The sequence below is a fragment of the Inquilinus limosus MP06 genome (assembly GCF_000767795.1).
Lineage (GTDB): Bacteria > Pseudomonadota > Alphaproteobacteria > DSM-16000 > Inquilinaceae > Inquilinus > Inquilinus limosus_E.
In genome coordinates this window covers 1-7,259 of sequence record NZ_JANX01000315.1, presented here as the reverse complement: position 1 = coordinate 7,259, position 7,259 = coordinate 1, and the positions used below count along the sequence as shown (strand labels likewise).

Annotated in this window: 6 protein-coding genes; 4 read left to right on the top strand and 2 right to left on the bottom strand. The window is 68.2% G+C overall.

What is annotated here, in order from left to right; all coding sequences use genetic code 11:
- The coding region (murJ, locus tag P409_RS21335) for a murein biosynthesis integral membrane protein MurJ (protein WP_034843400.1) at window positions 1-1,202 on the bottom strand (1,202 nt) is incomplete at its 3' end.
- A gap of 72 nt (window positions 1,203-1,274) precedes the next feature.
- Between murJ and P409_RS21330 the strand changes: the two genes are divergently transcribed.
- From P409_RS21330 to mmsB, 4 genes are all read left to right on the top strand, one after another.
- Window positions 1,275-1,826, top strand: a complete 552-nt coding sequence (locus P409_RS21330; RefSeq protein WP_034843396.1) for a 2'-5' RNA ligase family protein — start codon at window positions 1,275-1,277, stop codon at window positions 1,824-1,826.
- Between the two features lie 514 nt (window positions 1,827-2,340).
- Window positions 2,341-3,402, top strand: a complete 1,062-nt coding sequence (chvE, locus tag P409_RS21325) for a multiple monosaccharide ABC transporter substrate-binding protein (protein WP_034843393.1) — start codon at window positions 2,341-2,343, stop codon at window positions 3,400-3,402.
- 104 nt (window positions 3,403-3,506) lie between these two features.
- Window positions 3,507-5,057: a multiple monosaccharide ABC transporter ATP-binding protein gene (gene mmsA, locus P409_RS21320; protein WP_430515653.1), complete on the top strand. Its 1,551-nt coding sequence runs from the start codon at window positions 3,507-3,509 to the stop codon at window positions 5,055-5,057.
- A gap of 11 nt (window positions 5,058-5,068) precedes the next feature.
- On the top strand, window positions 5,069-6,292 hold the full coding sequence (gene mmsB, locus P409_RS21315) for a multiple monosaccharide ABC transporter permease (RefSeq protein WP_034843384.1): 1,224 nt from the start codon (window positions 5,069-5,071) through the stop codon (window positions 6,290-6,292).
- Between the two features lie 52 nt (window positions 6,293-6,344).
- Here the strand turns inward: mmsB and thiD are convergent, their stop codons facing one another.
- A complete protein-coding gene (gene thiD / locus P409_RS21310) occupies window positions 6,345-7,145 on the bottom strand; it encodes a bifunctional hydroxymethylpyrimidine kinase/phosphomethylpyrimidine kinase (RefSeq protein ID WP_034843381.1) in 801 nt (266 codons plus the stop codon).
- Window positions 7,146-7,259: the final 114 nt, after the last annotated feature.

Below are 7,259 nucleotides of genomic sequence, written 5' to 3'. Positions count from 1 at the left end.
AGCAGCACGGCGCCGGCCACGGCCAGGGCGGTGGCGACAAGCGCGGTGCGCATCGGGGTCGCCGTGTCCTGCCGGGCGAAGCACAAGGTCGAGAACACCCGGATCAGGATGTAGGCCGGGATGCCGGCGGCATAGGCGCCGAGCGCCCCGGCCACCGCCACCGTCTGCGCCGGCCCGAAGGCGCCGCGCTCGAACAGCCCATGCACGATCGGCCCGGCCAGCAGGATCAGACCGGTGGCGGCGGGCAGGCCCAGCAGCAGCCCATATTCGATCGCCCGGCTCTGCGTCGCCGCCACATCCTCGGCCCGGTTCTCGACCAGCAGCCGGGTCAGGGTGGGGAGGAGGGCGGTGCCCAGGGCGATGCCGACGATACCGAGCGGCAGCTGGGTCAGCCGGTCGGCGTAGTAGAGCGCGCTGACCGCGCCGGCCGGCAGGAAGCTGGCGACCAGCGTGTTCAGCACCATCTGGATCTGGGTGATGCCGGTGCCGATCGCGCCCGGCCCCATCAGCACCACCAGCCGGCGCAGCCGCGGCCCGATCCGCGGCGGCATCAGCCGCACCGGCACGCCGTGGCGGCGGCAGGCCAGGGCCAGCCAGGCCAGCTGGACGATGCCGGACAGGGTGACGCCGATTGCCAGCGCCCGGCCGGGCGACCCGGCCAGATGGGTGCCGAACAAGAGGGCCGCGATCAGCACCAGGTTGAACAGGATCGGCGCGGCGGCGAAGGGGGCCAGCTTCTCCTGCGCGTTCAGCACGCCGCCCAGCAGGGCGGCGGCCGACATCAGCAGCAGATAGGGGAAGGCCAGCCGGGCATAGTCCAGCGCCAGCGCCTCGCGCACCGGGTCGGCGACGAAGCCGGGGGCGATCACCGCCAGGATGGCAGGCATGGCCAAGAGGGCCAGCAGGGTCAGCGGGATCAGCACCGCCAGCAGGGCGGCCAGCACCTCACCGGCGAAGGCCAGCGCGGCGGCTCGGCCGTTCTCGCCGCGCTCGGCCGCGTATTGCGGCACGAAGGTGACCATGAAGGCGCCATCGGCGAACAGGCGCCGGGCCAGGTTGGGCAGCTTGACCGCGATCACGAAGGCGTCGGCCATCGGCCCCGCGCCCAGCAGCGAGGCGGTCAGGATATCGCGGGCGAATCCGGCGATGCGGCTGACGGCCGTCAGCCCTCCGACCGTCGCCATGCCGCGGAGCAGGGACATGGGCGCGAGCTTTAGCCGGGTTTTGCGGCGGCGGGAAGGCGGCTACGGTTCGGGCAACGGCTGGAGGGCAAGATGGACGACGGCGTCAGGCTCGCAGTGGTCGGCTATCCACTCTGGTCCGATGCGGACCGCGAGTGGATCGAGGCGATCCGTCGGGAGCACGATGCCGCCAAGGCGGCGATGATCGACGCGCATGCGACCCTGGTGTTTCCGACCGGCCTGCTGCCGGAGTCGGCGATGCTCGACCATGTCCGGGGCCGGCTGCAGGGCGTTGCGTCGTTCAATATCGACTTCCACTCCGTCGCGCCGGCGTCGGACGACCAGACCTCGAGCCACTACGTCTTCTTGCTGCCCGACGATGGCGGCGAAGCCCTCATGGCGCTTCATGACCACCTCTACTCAGGCCCGTTGGAGCCGGCGCTCCGTCGCGACCTGCCCTATCACCCGCATGTCACGGTCGCTCGGGTTCCGGATGCGGCGTCGGCCGCGTCGGTGGCCGAAGAGATCCGTCGGCAAGGGCGCATCCTCCACGGCCGCGTCGCGGCGGTGACGCTGCTCCGCTGCTTTCCAGACATGGTCGAGACGGTCGCCACCCTGCCTCTGTCCGATCTGTCTAGCTCTTGATTGCCTCGACCGCCCACTCCTGGCCGTCATTCGAGACAGCTTGCGGCAGCGACGGGCTGTAGAGGGGACCTAGAACAACCCGCTGCCCCAGCTAATTCAATCGATTACCATGCCTCGGCCGCGGCGCTTGACAGCGCGGCGACGTGGCGAGAGATTACGCCAAATTGTATGAGGATTGGATCGGCCGAACCGGCCCCCCAACAGCCACAAGGCGTCGCAGTCGCGCTTCACAGGGAGGAGCTTATGGATTTCACCACATCGACGAGGCGTCGGGCTTGATCGTCCGGCGGGAGGTTGAGCGGCGTTCCGTGAGGAGCGCGCGCGGAGGCTCGCCCGCCGATCGGCGCCTCGCGGTCCTGCCGGCGCCGGACCACCATCGATGCCACAGTCACGGGCGGCCCGGCCGGAACGGCCGGGGTGGCTGCGGCATCATCTGCCGTCATGCGGCAACAGCGCGCCGGGACCACACCCGAACGGCAAGTCCCGGGGCAGAAGAGAGCAGAGGGAGAAAACGGTGAAGCTGATCACATCCATCACCGCGCTGGCGCTGGGGCTGTCCGCCTTCGCGCTGTCCGCGCAGGCGGCCGACAAGGGCCTCGTCGGCGTGTCGATGCCGACCAAGACCTCGGCGCGCTGGATCGCCGACGGCGACAACATGGTCAAGTCGCTGCAGGCCAAGGGCTACGACGCCGACCTGCAGTATGCGGGCGACGACATCCCGACCCAGCTGTCGCAGATCGAGAACATGGTCACCAAGGGCGCCAAGGTGCTGGTGATCGCCGCGATCGACGGCACCACCCTGACCTCGGTGCTGCAGCAGGCGCATGACGCCGGGATCAAGGTCATCGCCTATGACCGCCTGATCCGCGACACGCCGAATGTCGACTACTACACCACCTTCGACAACTTCCAGGTCGGCGTCCTGCAGGCCGGCTCGCTGGTCGACGCCCTCGGCCTGAAGGACGGCAAGGGCCCGTTCAACGTCGAGCTGTTCGGCGGCTCGCCGGACGACAACAACGCCTTCTTCTTCTACAACGGCGCGATGTCGGTGCTGCAGCCCTACATCGACAGCAAGAAGGTGGTGATCCCCAGCGGCCAGATGGGCATGGACAAGGTCGGCATCCTGCGCTGGGACCCGAACACCGCCCAGGCCCGGATGGACAACCTGCTGTCGGCCTATTACGGCGACAAGAAGGTCGACGCGGTGCTGTCGCCCTATGACGGCCTGTCGATGGGCATCATCGCCTCGCTCAAGGCGGTCGGCTACGGCTCGGGCGACCGGCCGCTGCCCTTCGTCTCCGGCCAGGACGCCGAGGTGCCGTCGGTCAAGTCGATCCTCGCCGGCGACCAGTACTCCACCGTGTTCAAGGACACCCGCGACCTCGCCAAGGTCACCGTCGACATGATCGACGCCGTGATGGGCGGCAAGGAGCCGCAGGTCAACGACACCAAGACCTACAACAACGGGGTCAAGGTGGTGCCGTCCTACCTGCTGACGCCGGTGCCGGTGACCAAGGACAACGTCCAGAAGGTCCTGGTCGACAGCGGCTACTACACCGCCGACCAGCTGAAGTAATCTGACGTGCCCTCAGGGCCCCGTGCCTCCGGGCGCGGGGCCCTGTCCTTGCGTCTGCCGCGGGCAAGCGGCAGGCTGGCGCCCGTGGCGAGCGGAGCCCTGAGGTGGATACAGTTACCCCCGTTGATACGATCCTGGAGATGCGCGGGATCACCAAGACGTTCCCGGGCGTGAAGGCGCTCAGCAACGTCAATCTCGCGGTCAGGCGCGGCGAGATCCATGCCGTGGTCGGCGAGAACGGCGCCGGCAAGTCGACGCTGATGAAGGTTCTGTCCGGCGTCTACCCCCACGGCTCCTACGAAGGCGAGATCCGGTTCGAAGGGAAGGAACGGCAGTTCCGCTCGATTGCCGACAGCGAGGAAGCCGGCATCATCATCATCCATCAGGAGCTGGCGCTGGTGCCGCTCCTGTCGATCGCCGAAAACCTGTTCCTCGGCAACGAGGTGGCGAAGCGCGGCGTCATCGACTGGAACGAGACGCTGACCCGGTCCCGGGCGCTGCTGGCCAAGGTCGGTCTGAAGGAAAACCCGGCGACGCTGGTCACCAATATCGGCGTCGGCAAGCAGCAGTTGGTCGAGATCGCCAAGGCGCTGTCGAAGGAGGTGAAGCTCCTGATCCTCGACGAGCCGACGGCCAGCCTGAACGAGAGCGACAGCGACGCGCTGCTGGAGCTGCTGCTGGAGTTCAAGCGCCAGGGCATCTCCTCGATCCTGATCTCGCACAAGCTGAACGAGATCACCAAGGTCGCGGATTCGATCACCATCCTGCGCGACGGCTCGACCATCGAAACGCTCGATGCGCAGGGCGGCGCGGTCAACGAGGACCGCATCATCAAGGGCATGGTCGGACGCGACCTGACCGACCGCTATCCCGAGCGCGAGCCGAAGCTGGGCGAGACGCTGTTCGCGGTGAAGAACTGGAGCGTCTATCACCCGCTGCATGCCGACCGGCAGATGATCAAGGGTGTCGACCTGCATGTCCGCGCCGGCGAGGTGGTGGGCATCGCCGGGCTGATGGGCGCCGGGCGGACCGAGTTCGCCATGAGCGTCTTCGGCAAGTCCTACGGCCAGAAGATCACCGGCACGGCGACGATGCGCGGCCAGGCGGTCGACCTCGGCACCGTGCCGAAGGCGATCGCCGCCGGCCTGGCCTATGTCACCGAGGACCGCAAGTCGCTGGGGCTGGTGCTGATCGATTCGATCCAGCACAACATACCGCTGGCGCATCTGCCCGGCGTGGCCCGCCGCGGCGTCATCGACGACATGCGCGAGCTCGGGGTCGCGACCGACTACCGGCGCAAGCTCAACATCCGCTCCTCCGGCGTGCAGCAGCGGACGGTCAACCTGTCCGGCGGCAACCAGCAGAAGGTGGTGCTGAGCAAGTGGCTGTTCGCGGGGCCCGAGGTGCTGATCCTCGACGAGCCGACCCGCGGCATCGACGTGGGCGCCAAATACGAGATCTACACCATCATCAACCAGCTGGTGGCGGCCGGTAAGGGCGTCATCATGATCTCGTCGGAGATGCCGGAGCTCCTGGGCATGTCCGACCGGATCTACGTCATGAACGAGGGCCGCTTCGTCGCCGAGATGCCGGCGAAGGAAGCCTCTCAGGAAAGCATCATGCGGGCGATCATGCGCTCGAAGGAACGGGTCTAGGGACCAAGGCAATGACCACCGACACCACCGCCCTGCAGACTCGCGCGAACAGCCGGATCGGCGAGTTCCTGAAGAACAACATCCGCGAATACGCGATGCTGCTCTCGCTGGTCGCGATCATGGTCTTCTTCCAGTTCGCGACCGACGGCCGGCTGTTCACGCCGCTGAACCTCAGCAACCTGATCCAGCAGAACGCCTATGTCATCGTGCTGGCCTTCGGCATGCTGCTGGTCATCGTCAGCGGCCATATCGACCTGTCGGTCGGGTCGATCGCCGGCTTCGTCGGCGCGGTCGGCGGCGCCCTGATGGTGTGGCAGGGGGTGGATCCCTGGCTCACCGCCATCGCCTGCCTGGTGCTGGGCGCGGTGATCGGCGCGGCCCAGGGCTATTTCATCGCCTACCGCAAGATCCCATCCTTCATCGTCACCCTGGCGGGAATGCTGGCCTTCCGCGGCCTCTGTATCATGGTGCTGAACGGCGAGCGCGCCGGGCCGGTGCCGGCCGATTTCCAGAAGATGTCCTCGGGCTTCATCGCCGAGCCGTTCGGCTCGATGCCGGAGCTGTTCACCGGCAACGGCAAGGTCTGGATCACCACGCTGCTGATCAGCCTGGCCGTGCCGCTGATCCTGGTCTGGTTCAACGTCAAGAAGCGGCGCAGCGAGATCCAGCACGGGGTGGAGCAGGAGCCGCTGCTGTTCTTCGTCATCAAGAACGTCGCCACGGTGGTGGCGCTGGCCGGCCTCGGCTACCTGCTGGCCACCTATAACGGCCTGCCGAACATCCTGATCCTGATGGGCGTGCTGGTGGTGCTCTACGCCTTCGTCACCACCCGCACCACCATCGGCCGCCGGATCTACGCCGTGGGCGGCAACGAGAAGGCGGCCAAGCTGTCCGGCATCAACACCGAGCGGCTGGTGTTCCTGACCTTCATCAACATGGGCGTGCTGTCGGCGCTGGCCGGTCTGATCACCACGGCGCGCCTGACCTCGGCGGTGCCGCAGGCCGGCAACCAGTTCGAGCTCGACGCCATCGCCGCCTGCTTCATCGGCGGCGCCTCGGCCTCGGGCGGCGTCGGCAAGATCACCGGCGTGGTGATCGGCGCCTTCATCATGGGCGTGATGAACAACGGCATGTCGATCCTCGGCCTCGGCATCGACCTGCAGATGGTGATCAAAGGCTTGGTCCTGCTCGCCGCCGTCGCCTTCGACGTCTACAACAAGAACAAGGTCGGGTGAGCGGAACAGCCGTCCGATTGCAAAAGGGCGCCGGTCTCCGGCGCCTTTTTTGTCACCCCCACCAGCGGTGGAAATGGTGCAGCGGGCCGTGGCCACCGCCGACGGACAGGCGGTCGGCCGCGGCCAGCGCCCCAGTCAGGTAGGATTTCGCCTCGCGCACCGCGGTCTCGAGATCCGGCCGCTGCGGCAGCAGCGCCGCGATGGCGGCGGACAGGGTGCAGCCGGTGCCATGGGTGTTGCGGGTGGCGATGCGCGGGGCCACCAGGGTCAAGGAGCCGGCCGCCGACAGCAGCAGGTCCGGGCTCTCCGTCTCCTCCAGATGGCCGCCCTTCAGCAGCACGGCCTGGGGGCCGAGCGCCAGCAGCGCCGCGGCGATCTCCGGCATCTCTTCCCGCCGTTCGGCCGGCGCGCGGCCCAGCAGGTCGGCGGCCTCCGGCAGGTTCGGAGTGACCACCTCGGCCAGCGGCAGCAGCTCCTCGCGCAGCGCCGCCACGGCATCGCGGTCCAGCAGCCGGTCGCCGCTCTTCGCCACCATCACCGGGTCGACCACCACCCGGGTCAGCCCGTGCCGGCGCAGTGCGTCGGCCACCGCGCGCACGATCTCGCCAGTGGCCAGCATGCCGATCTTCACCGCGTCGATCCGGACATCGGCCAGCAGGCAGTCGATCTGCTTCGCGATGAAGGAGGGCGGCACCAGCTCCACCGCCTGCACGCCCCGCGTGTTCTGGGCGACCAGCGCGGTGATCACGGCGCAGCCATAGGCGCCGAGGGCGGAGAAGGCCTTCAGGTCGGCCTGGATGCCGGCGCCGCCCGACGGGTCGGTGCCGGCGATGGTCAGGAGGTTCGGAATCATCTTGCCCGCCCTTCCGCCACCGCCACGGCGATGGCCCGGGCGGCGGCCTCGGGATCGGGCGCGGCGCAGATCGCCGAGACCACGGCGACGCCGTCGGCCCCGGCGGCGATCACC